Annotated in this window: 17 protein-coding genes and 1 tRNA gene; 9 read left to right on the top strand and 9 right to left on the bottom strand. The window is 73.6% G+C overall.

Going from position 1 to position 16,525, the window contains the following annotated elements:
• Both ACZ4K2_RS16550 and ACZ4K2_RS16545 read right to left on the bottom strand, forming a co-directional pair.
• Positions 1–588: a TetR/AcrR family transcriptional regulator gene (locus tag ACZ4K2_RS16550; RefSeq protein ID WP_467468372.1), complete on the bottom strand. Its 588-nt coding sequence runs from the start codon at positions 586–588 to the stop codon at positions 1–3.
• Positions 585–2,099 (bottom strand): 3-hydroxyacyl-CoA dehydrogenase, encoded by a 1,515-nt coding sequence (locus tag ACZ4K2_RS16545; RefSeq protein ID WP_467468374.1) that lies wholly within the window; start codon positions 2,097–2,099, stop codon positions 585–587. Before ACZ4K2_RS16545 ends, ACZ4K2_RS16550 begins: the two co-directional genes overlap by 4 nt.
• 147 nt (positions 2,100–2,246) lie before the next feature.
• Here ACZ4K2_RS16545 and paaN point away from each other — a divergent pair, with 147 nt between their 5' ends.
• The gene (gene paaN / locus ACZ4K2_RS16540; RefSeq protein ID WP_467468376.1) at positions 2,247–3,938 is read left to right on the top strand and encodes a phenylacetic acid degradation protein PaaN; all 1,692 of its coding nucleotides are present in this window, start codon (positions 2,247–2,249) and stop codon (positions 3,936–3,938) included.
• Here paaN and ACZ4K2_RS16535 read toward each other — a convergent pair.
• The 3 genes from ACZ4K2_RS16535 to ACZ4K2_RS16525 are packed head-to-tail and all read right to left on the bottom strand — an operon-like array spanning position 3,935 to position 6,659.
• Complete coding sequence (locus ACZ4K2_RS16535; protein ID WP_467468378.1) at positions 3,935–4,672, bottom strand: TrmH family RNA methyltransferase; 738 nt, start codon at positions 4,670–4,672, stop codon at positions 3,935–3,937. The two genes, paaN and ACZ4K2_RS16535, sit on opposite strands and share 4 nt — an antisense overlap.
• Positions 4,669–5,883, bottom strand: a complete 1,215-nt coding sequence (locus ACZ4K2_RS16530; protein WP_467468379.1) for an HTTM domain-containing protein — start codon at positions 5,881–5,883, stop codon at positions 4,669–4,671. Before ACZ4K2_RS16530 ends, ACZ4K2_RS16535 begins: the two co-directional genes overlap by 4 nt.
• Entirely contained in the window at positions 5,880–6,659 is a 780-nt protein-coding gene (locus tag ACZ4K2_RS16525; protein WP_467468381.1) for a DUF5819 family protein, read from the bottom strand. The genes ACZ4K2_RS16530 and ACZ4K2_RS16525 overlap by 4 nt, the downstream gene beginning before the upstream one ends.
• Positions 6,660–7,054: 395 nt before the next feature.
• Between ACZ4K2_RS16525 and paaA the strand changes: the two genes are divergently transcribed.
• Genes paaA through ACZ4K2_RS16495 form a run of 6 tightly spaced genes read left to right on the top strand, consistent with a single transcriptional unit; the run spans position 7,055 to position 10,898 of the window.
• On the top strand, positions 7,055–8,071 hold the full coding sequence (gene paaA, locus ACZ4K2_RS16520; protein ID WP_467468382.1) for a 1,2-phenylacetyl-CoA epoxidase subunit PaaA: 1,017 nt from the start codon (positions 7,055–7,057) through the stop codon (positions 8,069–8,071).
• Complete coding sequence (paaB, locus tag ACZ4K2_RS16515) at positions 8,068–8,355, top strand: 1,2-phenylacetyl-CoA epoxidase subunit PaaB (RefSeq protein WP_014673816.1); 288 nt, start codon at positions 8,068–8,070, stop codon at positions 8,353–8,355. The genes paaA and paaB overlap by 4 nt, the downstream gene beginning before the upstream one ends.
• A 26-nt stretch (positions 8,356–8,381) precedes the next feature.
• On the top strand, positions 8,382–9,083 hold the full coding sequence (gene paaC / locus ACZ4K2_RS16510; RefSeq protein WP_467468818.1) for a 1,2-phenylacetyl-CoA epoxidase subunit PaaC: 702 nt from the start codon (positions 8,382–8,384) through the stop codon (positions 9,081–9,083).
• Positions 9,077–9,610, top strand: coding sequence for a 1,2-phenylacetyl-CoA epoxidase subunit PaaD (paaD, locus tag ACZ4K2_RS16505; RefSeq protein ID WP_467468385.1), 534 nt, complete (start codon positions 9,077–9,079; stop codon positions 9,608–9,610). The genes paaC and paaD overlap by 7 nt, the downstream gene beginning before the upstream one ends.
• The gene (locus tag ACZ4K2_RS16500; protein ID WP_467468387.1) at positions 9,610–10,674 is read left to right on the top strand and encodes a 2Fe-2S iron-sulfur cluster-binding protein; all 1,065 of its coding nucleotides are present in this window, start codon (positions 9,610–9,612) and stop codon (positions 10,672–10,674) included. Before paaD ends, ACZ4K2_RS16500 begins: the two co-directional genes overlap by 1 nt.
• Before the next feature lie 59 nt (positions 10,675–10,733).
• Positions 10,734–10,898: a hypothetical protein gene (locus ACZ4K2_RS16495; protein WP_467468389.1), complete on the top strand. Its 165-nt coding sequence runs from the start codon at positions 10,734–10,736 to the stop codon at positions 10,896–10,898.
• Between the two features lie 25 nt (positions 10,899–10,923).
• On the opposite strand, the gene ACZ4K2_RS16490 is transcribed toward ACZ4K2_RS16495, so the two are convergent.
• The 4 genes from ACZ4K2_RS16490 to ACZ4K2_RS16475 form a co-directional block, all read right to left on the bottom strand.
• A complete protein-coding gene (locus ACZ4K2_RS16490) occupies positions 10,924–11,253 on the bottom strand; it encodes a rhodanese-like domain-containing protein (protein ID WP_467468820.1) in 330 nt (109 codons plus the stop codon).
• Between the two features lie 71 nt (positions 11,254–11,324).
• Entirely contained in the window at positions 11,325–12,137 is an 813-nt protein-coding gene (locus tag ACZ4K2_RS16485) for a hypothetical protein (RefSeq protein ID WP_467468391.1), read from the bottom strand.
• Positions 12,138–12,488: 351 nt separating this feature from the next.
• Positions 12,489–13,928, bottom strand: coding sequence for a DUF2252 domain-containing protein (locus ACZ4K2_RS16480; protein ID WP_467468393.1), 1,440 nt, complete (start codon positions 13,926–13,928; stop codon positions 12,489–12,491).
• Positions 13,929–14,441: 513 nt separating this feature from the next.
• A tRNA-Leu gene (locus ACZ4K2_RS16475) sits at positions 14,442–14,525 on the bottom strand.
• Positions 14,526–14,994: 469 nt separating this feature from the next.
• Here ACZ4K2_RS16475 and ACZ4K2_RS16470 point away from each other — a divergent pair.
• Both ACZ4K2_RS16470 and ACZ4K2_RS16465 read left to right on the top strand, forming a co-directional pair.
• Entirely contained in the window at positions 14,995–15,861 is an 867-nt protein-coding gene (locus ACZ4K2_RS16470) for an FhaA domain-containing protein (protein ID WP_467468395.1), read from the top strand.
• A 10-nt stretch (positions 15,862–15,871) separates the two neighbouring features.
• Positions 15,872–16,402 (top strand): FHA domain-containing protein FhaB/FipA, encoded by a 531-nt coding sequence (locus ACZ4K2_RS16465; RefSeq protein ID WP_467468397.1) that lies wholly within the window; start codon positions 15,872–15,874, stop codon positions 16,400–16,402.
• Positions 16,403–16,525: the final 123 nt, after the last annotated feature.

The following is a 16,525-nucleotide window of genomic DNA, read 5'->3' as shown; positions in this document are numbered from 1 at the left end:
TCAGCCCCGGCGCAGTCCGGAGAAGACCAGCCGGGCGACGGCGTCGGCCACCTCCCGGTCGGTCGCGCCCCGCGCGTCCGGCCGGTACCACTCCACGATGGAGTTGATCATGCCGAAGACCAGCCGGGTCGCCAGCCGGACCTCCATGTCGGGGCGCACGTCCCCGTCGGCCGCCGCCGCCTTCAGCAGCTCGGCGACCCGGTGGTCGAAGTCGCGGCGGCGCTCCAGCGCCCACCGCTCGGTCTCGGTGTTGCCGCGCACGCGCAGCAGCAGTGTCACGTAGGGCAGTTCGGATATGAGCACCTCGACCATGCGGCGCACGACGTGCTCCAGCCGGTCCACGGCCCGCCCCGCGCGCGCGTGCTCCTCCTCCAGGATGGCGAACAGGCCGTCCAGGGCGCGGCTGACGGCCCGGCGCAGCAGCTCCTCCTTGCCGCTGACGTGGTGGTAGATCGACGACTTGGAGATGCCGGCCGCCCTGGACAGGTGCTCCATGGAGGTGCCGTCGTAGCCGCGCTCGTTGAAGACCCGCACGGCGACGGAGAGCAGCGTCTCGGGGGTGTACGTGTCGCGCCTTGCCGTGGTCATGAGGTGCTCTCCCGCTTGTCGTTGGCGTAGGCGTGCCGGTAGAGCGCGAGGGAGGGCGCGTAGCGTCCGGACGGGTCGCGCTCGTGCATCTCGTCCAGGACGTCGAAGGCGAAGTCGCGGCCGAGCCGGCGGTCCCACTCGAAGGGACCGAGCGGGTAGTTCACACCCAGGCGCATCGCGGTGTCGATGTCCTCCTCGGTCGCCACGCCCTTGGCGACGGCGTCGTGGGCGAGGTCGACGATCCGGGCGACCGTGCGGGCGACGATCATGCCGGGGACGTCGCCGATGACGCTGACGTCCTTGCCGAGCGCCTGGAACAGGCCGGTGGCCTCGGCGAGGGTCTGCGCGGAGGTGTCCTGGGCGGCGGACAGGGCGATCCGGGTGGCCGTGCGGTAGTCCAGGGCGAGGTCGAAGTAGACGACGTCCCGGAACTCCGCGGAGGTCTGGCCGTCGGCGAGGACCAGCTGGCCGCCGCTGGGCAGCACCAGGCGGGTGCCGTTGTCCTCGTCCTCCCGGCGGACCCGGATGCCCGCCTCGCTGATCATGGCGAGCAGTTCGGCGGCCGGGCCCAGGCCGCCCTCGGCGATGACGTAGGCGGGCGGCTTCTCCGCGTCGGCGGTGTGCGGCTCGGGCGCCTCCGCACCGTCGGCGTAGTCGTACCAGCCCTGCCCGCTCTTGCGGCCGAGCCGGCCGGACTCCACCAGCCGGCGCTGGGCCAGGGAGGGGGTGAAGCGCACGTCCTGGAAGAACGACCGCCACACGGAGTGGGTGACGGACTCGTTGACGTCCTGGCCGATCAGGTCGGTCAGTTCGAAGGCGCCCATCTTGAAGCCCCCGCACTCGCGCAGGACCGCGTCGATGGTCGCCGGGTCGGCGGCCTGCGCCTCGTGGACGGCGAACGCCTCGGCGTAGTAGGGGCGGGCGATGCGGTTGACGATGAAGCCCGGTGTGTCCGCGCAGGCCACCGGCTTCTTGCCCCAGGCGCGGGCGGTCTCGTACGCGCGCGTGGCCGACGTGACGTCGGTGGCGGACCCCGAGACCACCTCGACCAGCGGCAGCAGCGGCGCCGGGTTGAAGAAGTGCAGGCCGACGAAGCGGCCCGGGTGACGCAGGGCGCCGCCGACGGCCGTCACCGACAGCGAGGAGGTGTTGGTGGCGAGCAGGCAGTCCTCGGTGACGATCTCCTCCAGCTCGCGGAACAGCTCCTGTTTGACGTCCAGCCGCTCCAGGACGGCCTCCACCACCAGGGTGCAGTCGGCCAGCTCCGTGAGGGCGTCCGCGGGCCGGAGCCGGGCGCGGGCCGCGTCCCGTTCCGCCGCGGCGAGCCGGCCCTTGTCCACGAGCCGGTCCAGGCGGGCGCCGATCGCTTCGGCCGCTTCCCTGGCCCGTCCGGCGACGGCGTCGTAGAGCCGCACGGGATGGCCGGCGACCAGCGCGACCTGGGCGATTCCCTGCCCCATGGTGCCGGTGCCGACGACGGCCACGGGGCTGCTGAGGTCGAGTGCTGTCATGTGCGCGATCCTCCCGCACGACGTTGTCCACAGATGCGCCGGACCCCTTGTCCCGACCGATCGTTCGGTTACTCTATCCCTGACTGGCAGCCCCTGCCCAGGTCACGGACTCGACGAAGAGCTCTCCAGACGAGGAGTTGGTCCCGCATGGCCGCCGAACTGACCGCCCACGAGCTGATCGAGAAGCATCGGCCCACCCTGGACCAGGCACTGGAAGCGATCCGCACCCGCGCGTACTGGTCGCCGCACCCCGAGCACCCGAAGGCCTACGGGGAGAACGGCAGCCTGGACGCGGCGGCCGGCAAGGCCGCCTTCGACGCCCTGCTGGGCACCCGGATCGACCTCGGCCAGCCCGGCACCGACGACTGGGTGGGCGGCGAGGTCTCGCCGTACGGCACCGAGCTGGGCGTGACCTACCCCCACGCGGACGTCGACGTGCTGCTGCCGGCGATGCGGGCCGGCCGGCGGGCCTGGCGCGACGCGGGCCCCGAGACCCGTGCCGTGGTCTGCCTGGAGATCCTCAAGCGGATCAGCGACCGGACCCACGAGTTCGCGCACGCGGTGATGCACACCAGCGGGCAGGCGTTCATGATGGCGTTCCAGGCCGGCGGCCCGCACGCCCAGGACCGCGGCCTGGAGGCGGTGGCCTACGCGTACGCGGAGCAGGTCCGCACGCCGGGGACGGCGGAGTGGACCAAGCCCCAGGGCAAGCGCGACCCGCTGACCCTCACCAAGCGGTTCACCGCCGTCCCGCGCGGCATCGGCCTGGTCGTCGGCTGCAACACCTTCCCGACCTGGAACGGCTACCCGGGCCTGTTCGCCTCCCTGGCCACCGGCAACGCGGTCCTGGTCAAGCCGCACCCGCGCGCGGTGCTGCCGCTCGCCCTGACCGTCCAGGCCGCCCGGGAGGTGCTGGCCGCGGCCGGCTTCGACCCGAACCTGGTGGCCCTGGCCGCCGAGCGCCCCGGTGAGGGCATCGCCAAGTCCCTCGCCACCCGCCCCGAGATCCGGATCATCGACTACACCGGTTCGACGTCCTTCGGCGACTGGCTGGAGGCCAACGCCCGCCAGGCGCAGGTCTACACCGAGAAGGCCGGCGTCAACACGGTGATCGTGCACTCCACGGACGACTACAAGGGCATGCTCTCCAACCTGGCCTTCTCGCTGTCCCTGTACAGCGGCCAGATGTGCACCACCCCGCAGAACCTGCTCGTCCCCCGCGAGGGCATCGCCACCGACCAGGGCCCCAGGACCTTCGACGAGTTCACCGCCGACCTCGCCCGCGCGGTCGACGGCCTGCTCGGCGACGACGCGCGCGCGAACGCCCTGCTGGGCGCGATCGTCAACCCGGACGTCAAGGCCCGCCTGGAGGCCGCGGCCGGCCTCGGCGAGGTCGCGCTGGCCTCCCGCGAGATCACCAACCCGGACTTCCCGGACGCGGTGGTCCGCACCCCGGTCGTCGTCAAGCTGGACGGCGCCAAGCCGGACGACGAGGCCGCCTACATGAGCGAGTGCTTCGGCCCGGTCTCCTTCGCGGTCGCCGTCGACTCGGTGACGGACGCCGTGGAGCTGCTGCGCCGCACGGTCCGGGAGAAGGGCGCGATGACGGTCGGCGCGTACACCACGGACGCGGAGACCGAGCGGGCCGTCGAGGAGGTCTGCCTGGAGGAGGCCGCCCAGCTCTCCCTCAACCTCACCGGCGGGGTCTACGTGAACCAGACGGCGGCCTTCTCCGACTTCCACGGCTCGGGCGGCAACCCGGCGGCGAACGCGGCCCTCACCGACGGCGCCTTCGTCTCCGGCCGCTTCCGCACGGTCGAGGTCCGCCGGGACGTCTAGGCGCTCGCGCTCCAGTGGTACAGGGCCATCGCCACGCTGGTGGCCAGGTTGTAGCTGGAGACCTGGGGGCGCATCGGCAGCCGCAGCAGGTGGTCGGCGCGGGCGCGCAGCTCCGCCGACAGGCCGGTGCGTTCCGAGCCGAAGGCCAGCACGGCGTCGTCGGGCAGCCTGGTGCCGCGGATGTCCTCGCCCTCCGGGTCGAGCGCGAACAGCGGACCGGCGGGCAGCCCGGCGACGTCGAGGCGCTCCACGGCGGTCGCGAAGTGCAGCCCCGCGCCGCCGCGCACCACCGTGGGGTGCCACGGGTCGAGCGGGCCCGTGGTGACCACGCCGGTCGCCCCGAAACCGGCGGCCAGCCGGATCACGGCGCCGGCGTTGCCCAGGTTGCGGGGGTGGTCCAGGACCACGACGGGGGTGGTGCGGGGCGTACGGGCGAGCGTGCGCAGGTTGGCCTCGCGGGACGGCCGTACCGCGAGGGCGGCCACGCCGGTCGGATGGGGGCGCGGCACGACGGAGGCGTACGCCGGCCCGGAGACCTCCGTCAGGAGGGCGTCCAGGGTGCCGCGCACGTCGTCGGCCAGTTCCCCGGCGAGGGCCAGTGCGGCCGCCCGGTCGGTGGTGACCGCGACCGGCACCTCGGCGCCGAAGCGCAGCGCGTGCTTCAGGGCGTGGAACCCGTCGAGCAGGACGGCCCCCTCCGCGTGGGCGTGCCATCGGCTCAGCGGGTCGGTCATGCCGTGAACCCTACGTGCTCGGCCGGTTCCCCCTCCGGGGAGCGCGGCCCCGGGACCGCGGGGACGCCGGCGCGCCGGACGAACCGCCCGCCCGCGCGTGCCGCCAGGCCGCCGACCCGGCGCAGGAACGACGTGGGCAGGAAGACGGCGTCGGCGGCGATCATCGCCAGCGAGAAGAACGGCAGGCCGAGGACGACCGCGATCACCGCGTGCTCGGTCATCATCAGCACCAGCAGGACGTTCTTGGCCCGCCGATTGAGCAGGGTGAAGGGGAAGGCGATCTGCACCATGACCGTCCCGTAGGCCACGATCATCATGATCGTGCCGCTGGCGGACATCAGGTCGGCCAGCGCCGGCCAGGGGGAGAAGTAGTCCAGGTGGAGCGGGTAGTAGACGGCGGTGCCGTCCTGCCAGCGGGAGCCCTGGATCTTGTACCAGCCGGCCGTGGCGTAGATCAGGCACGCCTCGGCCATGATCACGGCCAGGGCGCCGTTGTGCAGGATGTTGGCGGCGACGTCCAGCAGGGCCCGGGGCTCGTGCCAGGCCGCCCGGCGCCCGACGGCCCACCACAGGCCGTGGAGGACCCAGGCCGTCCACAGCAGCGCCGGGATCTGCCAGCCGTTGTCGAACCGCCCGGTCAGCGTCGCCGTGCCGAGCGCCAGGCCGAGCACCGCCCACAGCACCGGGCCCACCCGGTCGGCGGGGACGCCCTCGCCGCGCGCGCGTGCCGCGGCCGCGCGGCCCGCCCGGCGGGCGTCGAGGGACCACACCTGCCCGCAGCGGGTGAACACCAGGTAGATGGACATCAGGTGCAGCACGTTGTCGCCGCCGTCGCCGACGAAGACACTGCGGTTCTGCAGCGACAGGACGCCCACCATGAACAGCAGGGAGGCGGTCCGGGTGCGCCAGCCGAGCACCAGCGCGGCGGCGGCGAGGACGGCGAGCGCGTAGCAGATCTCGAACCACAGCTGACCGTCGGACCACAGCAGCGCCGTGAAGGCGTGGTTGTCGGCGGTCAGCTGCTTGGCGAGGTTCCAGCCCCACGGTCCCGAGGGCCCGTACAGCTCCTGCCGGTGGGGGAACTCGCGCAGCAGGAACAGCAGCCAGGTCGCGGCGAAGCCGATCCGTATCACGGCGCTCTGGTACGGCCCGAGGACCGCTCCGGTGACCCGGGCGACGCCGCGCGACAGCGTCGGGGAGAGACCGTTCACCGCACGCCTCCCGCGGCCTCGTCGGACGTCAGGGACCACCAGGGCATCAGGCGGAGGACCGGCTGGGTGGAGACCCGCTCGCGGCTCCACGACGGCGGCGGCACGTTGGTCGTGCTGGCACGGACCTGCACCCGCTGGATCACGCCCGCCCGGCTCGTCGGGTCGTCCCGGTACAGGCGCATCACCACGATGCGCCGCAGGTACTGCTCGGACAGCGCGCCGCGCATGCCCACGGGACGGTTGTCGCCGCCGTGCGTGGCGGCGAAGAAGTCCCAGGCCCGGCGCAGCTCGTTCTGCTGGGTGTGGCTGGGCACCGGGTTGCCGTCGATGGCGGCGCCGTCCTGGGCGGACAGGTCGGTCCACCCGGTGGTGCGCAGTGCGCCGTCGCGCATCCGCACCTCGGCCCGGACCTGCACGGCGATGTTCTGCTGGAGCGGGTTGGGGGCGAACAGCTTCCAGTTCTGCTCGAACTCCGGGTACACCCAGTCCTGGACCGCCTGGCCGTGCTGCTTCGTCACGGTGTTCGCCGGCGCGAGGCTGAGGAACACCATCAGCAGGTGCACGCCGGCGGCCACGGCGACCACCGCGAGCGCCAGGGCCGCGGCGACCTGGTAGCGCGGCGAGAGCGCGGCGACGCCGGTGCGGGGCGGGGACGGCGGCCGGGGGTCCGGCGGTTCCTCCGGGAGACGCGTCCCGGCCGGCCCGTCGGGTGCCTGTGGCTCCCGCGGGCCCTCGTCGTGCGCGTCCATCGCGTCCCGTCCCCCGTTTCGGCTCATGCGGTCGGCTCGTCGTCCGGCTCGGTCCTCCGGCCGGTGTCCGCCCGGCCCGGCGGACCGGACCGGTGGCGCGCGCCCGTGGACGGGCGGCGCGGGCTTCGCGAACGCCAGGTCCCGCCGCCCGGACGGAACGGTACTCAGCCACGGGCACCGCGCGCAGCCCCGGGTACGGGCTCGGAAGGTGGCCCTCGCCACGCCGTTCGGCCGCGGGCGCCCGGCCACCTGCCCCTCCGCCCCGCCACGGGCGCCGTCCACAGGCGGTGCCGGTGAGTTTTCCACAGCGGTTGACACCCCGCAGCGGCCCGGCACACCATGGATGCGCACGGACCGAACGATCGGTCGGCTCAGCATCCACGGACAGCGCCCACCGCAGGGCCCGAGGTCAGGGGGACCGCATGGCCACAGCAGCCGCGCAGCGCACGGCCCGCACACCCGCGGACGGCGCACCGGACGCCGCCGACACGGCGGCCCGCCAGCGCGCCTTCGACGCGGCCGTGGCCGCCGACGAGCGCATCGAACCGCGCGACTGGATGCCCGACGCCTACCGCGCCACCCTGGTCCGGCAGATCGCCCAGCACGCGCACTCCGAGATCATCGGCATGCAGCCGGAGGCCAACTGGATCACCCGCGCGCCCTCCCTGCGCCGCAAGGCCATCCTCATGGCCAAGGTGCAGGACGAGGCCGGCCACGGCCTGTACCTGTACAGCGCGGCCGAGACCCTCGGCACCGGCCGCGACGAGCTGCTCGACAAACTGCACTCCGGCCGCCAGAAGTACTCCTCGATCTTCAACTACCCCACCCTGACCTGGGCCGACGTCGGCGCCATCGGCTGGCTCGTGGACGGCGCCGCGATCACCAACCAGGTCCCGCTGTGCCGCTGCTCCTACGGCCCGTACGCCCGCGCGATGGTGCGGGTCTGCAAGGAGGAGTCCTTCCACCAGCGCCAGGGGTACGAGTTGCTGCTGGCCCTCAGCCGGGGCACGCCGGAGCAGCACGCCATGGCCCAGGACGCGGTGGACCGCTGGTGGTGGCCGTCGCTGATGATGTTCGGGCCGCCCGACGACGAGTCCCAGCACTCCGCGCAGTCGATGGAGTGGAAGATCAAGCGCCACTCCAACGACGAACTGCGCCAGCGCTTCGTCGACATCTGCGTCCCGCAGGCCGAGTCCCTGGGCCTCACCCTCCCCGACCCCGAACTGCGGTGGAACGAGGAGCGCGGGCACCACGACTTCGGCCCGATCGACTGGGCGGAGTTCCGGGACGTCCTCAAGGGCAACGGCCCCTGCAACGACCAGCGGATCACCCAGCGCAGGCGCGCCCACGACGAGGGCGCCTGGGTACGGGAAGCGGCCGCGGCCTACGCGGCCAAGCACACCGGCGACACCGGTGAGACGGGAGCGACGCGAGCATGAGCACCACCGACTGGCCCCTGTGGGAGGTCTTCGTGCGCTCCCGGCGCGGCCTCTCCCACACCCACGCCGGCAGCCTGCACGCGCCCGACGCCGAACTGGCCCTGCGCAACGCCCGCGACCTGTACACCCGGCGCGGCGAGGGCGTCTCCATCTGGGTCGTCCCGGCCGCCGCGATCACCGCCTCCTCGCCGGACGAGAAGGACCCCTTCTTCGAGCCGGCCGCCGACAAGCCCTACCGGCACCCGACCTTCTACGAGATCCCGGAAGGGGTGAAGCACCTGTGACCGCCACCGGCCCCGCCACGGTTGCGGTGACCGCCGCGCTCGCCCTCGGCGACGACGCCCTGGTGCTCTCCCACCGCCTCGGGGAGTGGGCCGGGCACGCCCCCGTGCTGGAGGAGGAGGTCGCCCTCGCCAACATCGCCCTGGACCTGCTCGGTCAGGCCCGGGTGCTGCTGTCGCTGGCCGGCGACGAGGACGAGCTGGCCTACCTCCGCGAGGAGCGCGCCTTCCGCAACCTCCAGCTGGTCGAGCAGCCGAACGGCGACTTCGCGCACACCATCGCCCGCCAGCTGTACTTCTCCACGTATCAGCAGCTCCTGTACGCCGAACTCGCCGCGACGGGCGGTCCGTTCGCCCCACTGGCCGCCAAGGCGGTGAAGGAGGTCGCCTACCACCGCGACCACGCCGAGCAGTGGACGCTGCGGCTGGGCGACGGCACGGAGACCAGCCACGAGCGGATGCGGCGGGCCGTCGACGCGCTGTGGCGGTTCACCGGGGAGATGTTCCAGCCGGTGGAGGGCCTGGACGCCGACCCGGCCGCGCTGGAGGCCCGTTGGCTGGAGTCCGTCACCGACGTGCTCGGTCGGGCCTGCCTGACCGTGCCGGAGGGCCCGCGCACCGGCGCCTGGTCCGCGGGCGCCGGCCGGCAGGGCCTGCACACCGAGCCGTTCGGCCGGATGCTCGCCGAGATGCAGCACCTGCACCGCAGCCACCCGGGGGCCTCATGGTGACCGCGACCGCCCTGGAGGCGGAGCTGCTGGAGCTGGCCGGCTCGGTACCGGACCCCGAACTGCCCGTGCTCAGCCTGCGCGAGCTGGGTGTGCTCCGCGCGGTGCACGTGCACGGCGCCGGCGCGGTGGAGGTCGACCTGACGCCCACCTACACCGGCTGCCCGGCGATCGAGGCGATGAGCGCCGACATCGAGCGGGTGCTGCGCGCCCACGGCATGCGCGAGGTCACCGTCCGCACGGTGCTCTCCCCGGCCTGGTCGACCGACGACATCACCCCCGAGGGCCGGGAGAAACTGCGGGAGTTCGGCATCGCTCCCCCGCGCGTGCGGCACGACGGCGGTCCGGTGCCGCTGGCCCTCGGCCCGACCCGCGCCCGGGACGCGGAGGCGGAGACCGAAGCGGTGCGCTGCCCGCACTGCGGCTCGGCCTCCACCGAGCTGCTGAGCCGGTTCTCCTCCACCGCCTGCAAGGCGCTGCGCCGCTGCCTGTCCTGCCGCGAACCGTTCGACCACTTCAAGGAGTTGTGATGGCGCGCTTCCACCCGCTCCCGGTGGCCGCGGTCGACCGGCTCACGGACGACGCCGTCGCGCTCACCTTCTCCGTCCCGCCCGGACTGCGCGAGGAGTACCGGCACGCGCCCGGCCAGCACCTCGCCCTGCGCCGCCGGGCCGACGGCACGGAGGTCCGGCGCACCTACTCGATCTGCTCGCCCGCCCCGGACCCGGCCGGCGAGGGCCCGGCCTTCCTCCGCGTGGGGGTGCGACTGGTCGAGGGCGGCGCCTTCTCGGTGTACGCGCTCAAGGAGATCAACGTCGGGGACGAACTGGACGTGATGACCCCGGCGGGCCGCTTCACGCTGGAACCGGCGCCCGGCCTGTACGCGGCGGTGGTCGGCGGCAGCGGCATCACCCCGGTGCTGTCGATCGCCGCCACCCTGCTGGCGCGCGAGCCCGCGGCCCGGTTCTGCCTCATACGCAGCGACCGTACGGCCGCGTCCACGATGTTCCTGGAGGAGGTCGCCGACCTGAAGGACCGCTACCCGCAGCGGTTCCAGCTGGTGACCGTGCTGTCCCGGGAGGAGCAGCAGGCGGGGCTGCCGTCGGGCCGGCTCGACCGGGAGCGGCTCACCGGGCTGCTGCCGGCGCTGCTGCCGGTGGAACGGGTGGCGGGCTGGTTCCTGTGCGGGCCGTACGGGCTGGTGCGGGGCGCCGAGCAGGCGCTGCGCGAGCTGGGCGTGGCGCGGGCCGGGATCCACCAGGAGATCTTCCACGTGGACGCGGGGACGGCCCCGGCGGTCCGGGCTCCGGCGCCCGCGCACAGCACCGTCACCGCCCGTCTCGACGGCCGCGGCGGCACCTGGCCGGTGCGGGACGGCGAGTCGCTGCTGGAGACCGTGCTGCGCAACCGGCCCGACGCGCCCTACGCCTGCAAGGGCGGGGTGTGCGGGACCTGCCGGGCCTTCCTGGTCGAGGGCGAGGTGCGCATGGACCGCAACTTCGCGCTGGAGACGGAGGAGACGGAGGCCGGTTACGTGCTGGCGTGCCAGTCGCACCCGGTGACGGAGCGGGTGGAGCTGGACTTCGACCGCTGAGACTCCCACCAGGGGCCCTCAGGAGCCCGCGGGAGACCGCCGCGGCGGTGGCGAGGGGGATGGTGCGGACGGCGCGGCACCCGCACGGCGGGTCCGGCGCGGACACCGACCACCCGCTGCACCGGGCCCACGCCCGGGCCAGGCGCCTGGAACCGGCGCTCGGCCCGGCGGCGGCGTACGCGGAGCGGGAGGGCGGCCTGCCGGCCGCCCGTGCCCTCGGCTGACGCCGGTCCGGCCGGCGGGGACCCGCTAGAGGACGAAGCCGGGCTTGCCCTCGTCGGTGACGACCGGGCGGCCGGTCTGCTGCCAGTGCTGCATGCCGCCGTCGACGTTCACCGCGTCGATGCCCTGCTGGACCAGGTACATGGTGACCTGGGCCGAGCGGGCGCCCGAGCGGCAGATCACGTGCACCCGGCCGTCCTGCGGGGCGGCCTCGGTCAGCTCGCCGTAACGGGCCACGAACTCGCTGATGGGAATGTGCAGCGCTCCCTCGGCGTGGCCCGCCTGCCACTCGTCGTCCTCGCGGACGTCCAGCAGGAAGTGGCCTTCCTCGACATCCGTGACCTGGACCGTGGGCACACCAGCTCCGAAATTCATGACACCGACGCTACCCGACGCGGCGGGCGTCCCACCCCGCTCCGGCAGCCGGTTCAGGACTCCCCGCGCAGGCCCGCCAGCTCCGTCTCCCGCTGGGCGATGTCGGAACGCAGCCGGGCGGCGATCTCGTCGAGCAGGCCGTCGGGGTCGTCCGGCGCGAGCTGGAGCAGGCCGGCGATCGCGCCCTCCTCCAGCTCGCGGGCGACCAGGGCGATCAGTTCCTTGCGCTGGGCGAGCCATTCGAGGCGGGCGTACAGCTCCTCGGCGGGGCTCGGCAGGCGCTCGGGCGGTACCGGACCGGCGGCCCACTCGGCGGCCAGCTCCGTGAGAAGGGCCTCGTCACCGCGGGCGTAGGCGGCGTTGACCCGGCTGAGGAACTCCTCGCGCCGCTTGCGCTCCGCCTCCTCCTGCACGAGGTCCGGGTGGGCCTTGCGGGCGAGGTCGCGGTAGAGCTTGCGCGCCTCCTCGCTGGGCCGCACCCGCTGCGGAGGCCGGACCGCCTGATCGGTGAGCATGGCGGTGGCCTCCGGGAACAGGCCGTCACCGTCCATCCAGCCGTGCAGCAGCTCCTCCACGCCCGGCATCGGCATCACCCGGGCACGGGCCTCGGCGGCCCGGCGGATGTCCTCGGGGTCGCCGGACCGGGCCGCCTTGGTCTCGGCGATCTCCGCGTCGAGTTCCTCGATCCGGACGTAGAGCGGGCCGAGCCGCTGCTCGTGCAGGCGGGAGAAGTTCTCGACCTCGACGCGGAACGTCTCCACGGCGATCTCGTACTCGATCAGCGCTTGCTCGGCGGCCCGTACGGCCCGTTCCAGCCGTTCCTCGGGTCGCGGCGGCTGGGACCGGTCGGCTTCGGGGGTCGTCACCCGCCCAGCGTAGCGCTGCGCTCGGCCTGGGCCGGAGTGAGTGCGTCCGGTGCGGTGAGGAGTGGGTGTTCCTCCGTGCCGATGCGGTGCCCCTTGCCGGGGGGTGCGGGTCTTCTGCCGGGTGCGGGTTCGTCGTGGCCGGTCGCGCAGTTCCCCGCGCCCCTGACACCGCCCAGCCGGGGCACGCGAGCTTGTGCCCGGTGCGGGTTCGTCGTGGCCGGTCGCGCAGTCCCCCGCGCCCCTGGCGGCGCTGCCCGGCCCGCTCACCGAGACGCCACCGTACGGACACGGGCCCGCTCACCGAGACGCCGCCGTACGGATACGGGGCGTCCGCTGTGCGGGGGCCGGGGGTCAGGCTTCCGTTTCGGCGCTCAGGCGGCCCGTGCGGATGCCGGTGAGGAGGTCGGTGTGGTCCGCTTCGGTGCGGTCGGCGTAGGCGACGGCGAACCCGGCGATCGCCTCGTCCAGCTCCTCGTTCTTGCCGCAGTACCCGGCGATCAGCCGCGGGTCGACGCTGTGGCAGTGGGCGCGGGCCAGCAGGGCGCCGGTCATGCGGCCGTAGTCGTCGAGCTGGTCCGGGGCCAGGGCGGCCGGGTCGACGCTGCCCTTGCGGTTGCGGAACTGGCGCACCTGGTACGGGCGCCCCTGGACGGTGGTCCAGCCGAGCAGGATGTCGCTCACGACCTGCATCCGGCGCTGACCGAGGACCACCCGGCGGCCCTCGTGGGCGACCGGCTCGGTCGGGAAGCCCGCCGTGGCCAGGTGCGGGATGAGCGCGGACGGGCGCGCCTCCTTCACCTGGAGGACCAGGGGCTCCCCGCGGTGGTCGAGCAGCAGGACGACGTAGGAGCGGGTGCCGACGCTGCCGGTGCCGACCACCCGGAACGCCACGTCGTGCACCGCGTGGCGGGCCAGCAGCGGGTGGAGGTCCTCGCCGAGCGTGGCGGCGTAGGACTCCAGGGACGCGACGACCGCCGCGGCCTCGGTGTCCGGGACGGGGCGCAGCACCGGCGGCGCGGGCACGAAGCGGCGCCCGCCGTCCTCGGTCGCCTCGGTCGACTTCGCCGCGAACCGGCCGCTGGTGTTGGACCGGGCCTTCTCCGAGACCCGCTGCAAGGTGCCGAGCAGGTCGTGGGCGTCGGTGTGGGAGACCAGCTCCTCGTCCGCGATGGCGTTCCAGGCGTCGAGCACGGGCAGCTTCGCCAGCAGCCGCATGGTGCGGCGGTAGGCGCCCGCCGCGTCACGGGCCGCCGCACGGCAGGTGTCCTCGTCGGCGCCCGCCTCCCGGCCGGCCAGGACCAGCGACGCCGCGAGCCGCTTCAGGTCCCACTCCCAGGGGCCGTGCACGGTCTCGTCGAAGTCGTTGAGGTCGATGACGAGGTCGCCGCGGGCGTCGCCGTACAGCCCGAAGTTGGCCGCGTGCGCGTCCCCGCATATCTGGGTGCCTATCCCGGTCGTGGGGGTGCGCGCGAGGTCGTAGGCCATGAGTCCGGCCGAGCCGCGCAGGAAGGCGAACGGGCTCGCCGCCATCCGGCCCACCCGCAGCGGGGTCAGCTCGGGGATGCGGCCGGCGTTGGACTCGGTCACCGCGCTCACCGCGTCGGGACGCGCGGCGTCGTGATCGAGGGCGGCGTGGGCGGAGCGGGGCACGCTCGTCCGCAGCGCCTTGCCCTCCCGCTTCGACGAGCCCCGCGAGTCCCGCCGCGGCCACTCCGCGAATCCCCGCACCCGGGGCAGCCTGCGCGTGCCCCGGTCCGCCGCGTCCGCCGCCCCCACACCGGTTCCGGTCACCGGGACCGCCTCCCCCCGTACCGCCCGCGCGCCCTCGGACGGGCGCCGGTGCGAACATCAACTCGGGGAGACCGTACAACCGGTGGCCGAAACGCGTCAGGCCCTGTGGACAACTCCGCCGGGCCGGTGCCCGGAAGCGTCCCGCGTCGGCCGCGGGTGCCGGCCGGCGGTCCCGAAGCGGCCGGACCCGGAGCCGGGTTGGCGGACCGCGGAATCGCGGTGACCCGGCCCACACGCCCCGGCGGCCACCCGCCCCGGGAGACGAACCTGCCCTGTGATTCCGGTCATGTGACGGGCGCCATGGGCGGGTGCGCGCCGGACGGCCCGCCGTCCCCGCACGCGATCTCCGCCCGCCCGGGGTCAACAGCCCGGGAACCACGATGTGGTGGAGGGACCGTCAGCGCACACCCCCCTGGGGCCTGAGAGCTTCCTCACACGGGAGCCTCGCACCGCAGTCCCGCGCGCATACGACTGAGGGCCCATCGTTTTCACGATGGGCCCTCAACCTCACTGTGCGCGAGGGGGGAGTTGAACCCCCACGCCCTTTCGGGCACTGGAACCTGAATCCAGCGCGTCTGCCTATTCCGCCACCCGCGCATTGGGTGTGTCTTCCGCTTCCGGCCCTTTCGGGCTGGCCCCTTCCGACATCGAGAACATTAGCACGTCGTACGGGGTGGACTCACATCGCTGCCCGGCCGCCCGCTCCGCCCGCCCGCGCCCTGGGGCCACCGCCGCGGCACCGCCGCGCCACCACCACGGCCGGCCCGTGCCGCCCCGCCCGCACCGCGCGTATCGAGGAGACTCGCCTCACGTATCAACCTCGTACCGGTCCGGGCCATCTCTCCATGAGGCGGGCCGGTCCGCAGCCGGGTGCGGGACACTGGTCTCCACCCGCCTCTACGATCCATGGCAGCAGGACACGCGCCAGGAGTTCGAAGGGGAGCCGCTGGGGGAACCGGCTGATTGGCGGGCGCGTAGATACGATCAGTGAGCAGTACCGGTAGTACCCGGCACGGCAAGCGGAACACAGCAGGCAAGACGACGGCAGGGACGGAGGAGGTGCCCCATGGGAGTCCTGAAGAAGTTCGAGCAGCGTCTCGAAGGTCTGGTGAACGGCACCTTCGCCAAGGTTTTCAAGTCCGAGGTCCAGCCCGTGGAGATCGCCGGAGCGCTCCAGCGGGAGTGCGACAACAACGCCACCATCTGGAACCGGGACCGCACCGTCGTTCCCAACGACTTCATCGTGGAGCTGAGCGCGCCCGACTTCGAGCGGCTCAGCCCCTACTCCGGGCAGCTCGGCGACGAGCTGGCCGGCATGGTGCGGGACTACGCGAAGCAGCAGCGCTACACCTTCATGGGACCGATCAAGGTCAACCTGGAGAAGGCGGACGACCTGGACACGGGTCTGTACCGGGTGCGCTCGCGCACCCTCGCCTCCTCCAGCAACCAGCAGGAGGCACCGCAGCCCCCCGGCGCACCGGCGGCCGGCCGCCCCGGCCAGAGCGCCCCCGGCGGCTACGGCTACCCGCCGGCCGCCCCCGCCGGCGCGCCCCCGATGCCGTCCGCCCCGCCGCCCGGCGCCCGCCCCGGCGGCTACGGCTACCCGCAGCCCGCCACCCAGCGGCCGGCCGCGCCCCCGATGAGCGGCGCGCGCACCCGCTACTGGATCGAGATCAACGGCACCCGCCACCAGATCTCCCGCGCGACGCTCGTACTGGGCCGCAGCACCGACGCCGACGTGCGGATCGACGACCCCGGCGTGTCCCGCCGGCACTGCGAGATCCGGACCGGAACGCCCTCGACGATCCAGGATCTCGGCTCCACCAACGGCATCGTGGTGGACGGGCAGCACACCACCCGCGCTACGCTCCGCGACGGCTCGCGGATCGTCGTGGGCAGCACCACCGTTATCTATAGGCAAGCCGAAGGGTGAAGCGGGGGCAATGTCAGAGCTGACCCTCACGGTCATGCGGCTGGGTTTCCTGGCCGTACTGTGGCTGTTCGTGATCGTGGCCGTGCAGGTCATCCGGAGCGACCTGTTCGGTACGCGCGTCACCCAGCGCGGATCGCGTAGGGAAGCGTCCCGGCCCCAGCAGTCGGGCCGGCAGCAGGCCAGGCAGCAGCAGGCCGCTCCGCCCCCGCAGCGCGGCCAGCAGGGCGGCGGCCGGCGCGGCCGCAACGCCCCCACCAAGCTCGTCGTGACCGAAGGCACATTGACCGGCACCACCGTGTCGCTCCAGGGCCAGACGATCAGCCTGGGCCGGGCGCACGACTCCACGATCGTGCTGGACGACGACTACGCCTCCAGCCGCCATGCCAGGATCTACCCGGACCGCGACGGCCAGTGGATCGTCGAGGACCTCGGCTCCACCAACGGCACCTACCTGGACCGGTCCCGGCTGACGACCGCCACCCCGATCCCGCTGGGCGCGCCGATCCGCATCGGCAAAACCGTCATCGAGCTGCGGAAGTAGTGCTACGTCATGAGTGAGCGTGAGCGGAGCGAGCACGCAGCGGCAGGCCGCCACCCGGTCACCGGCGCGCTCCCGACCGGAGGGTGGGCAGTGTGGCTCGACACGACCGGCTGTACCCGGAGC

This window comes from Streptomyces sp. NPDC025833 (assembly GCF_055558055.1).
The sequence above is the reverse complement of the archived record's forward strand: the minus strand, read 5'-3'. Positions and strand labels throughout refer to the sequence as shown.

Bases quoted from the DNA above. Each gene is read 5' to 3' on its own strand.
- ACZ4K2_RS16545 (WP_467468374.1), bottom strand. From the start codon at position 2,099: ATGACAGCACTCGACCTCAGCAGCCCCGTGGCCGTCGTCGGCACCGGC.
- paaD (WP_467468385.1), top strand. From the start codon at position 9,077: ATGGTGACCGCGACCGCCCTGGAGGCGGAGCTGCTGGAGCTGGCCGGC.
- ACZ4K2_RS16525 (WP_467468381.1), bottom strand. From the start codon at position 6,659: ATGAGCCGAAACGGGGGACGGGACGCGATGGACGCGCACGACGAGGGC.
- ACZ4K2_RS16470 (WP_467468395.1), top strand. From the start codon at position 14,995: ATGGGAGTCCTGAAGAAGTTCGAGCAGCGTCTCGAAGGTCTGGTGAAC.
- paaB (WP_014673816.1), top strand. From the start codon at position 8,068: ATGAGCACCACCGACTGGCCCCTGTGGGAGGTCTTCGTGCGCTCCCGG.
- paaN (WP_467468376.1), top strand. From the start codon at position 2,247: ATGGCCGCCGAACTGACCGCCCACGAGCTGATCGAGAAGCATCGGCCC.
- ACZ4K2_RS16495 (WP_467468389.1), top strand. From the start codon at position 10,734: ATGGTGCGGACGGCGCGGCACCCGCACGGCGGGTCCGGCGCGGACACC.
- ACZ4K2_RS16535 (WP_467468378.1), bottom strand. From the start codon at position 4,672: ATGACCGACCCGCTGAGCCGATGGCACGCCCACGCGGAGGGGGCCGTC.
- ACZ4K2_RS16465 (WP_467468397.1), top strand. From the start codon at position 15,872: ATGTCAGAGCTGACCCTCACGGTCATGCGGCTGGGTTTCCTGGCCGTA.
- ACZ4K2_RS16550 (WP_467468372.1), bottom strand. From the start codon at position 588: ATGACCACGGCAAGGCGCGACACGTACACCCCCGAGACGCTGCTCTCC.
- paaA (WP_467468382.1), top strand. From the start codon at position 7,055: ATGGCCACAGCAGCCGCGCAGCGCACGGCCCGCACACCCGCGGACGGC.
- ACZ4K2_RS16500 (WP_467468387.1), top strand. From the start codon at position 9,610: ATGGCGCGCTTCCACCCGCTCCCGGTGGCCGCGGTCGACCGGCTCACG.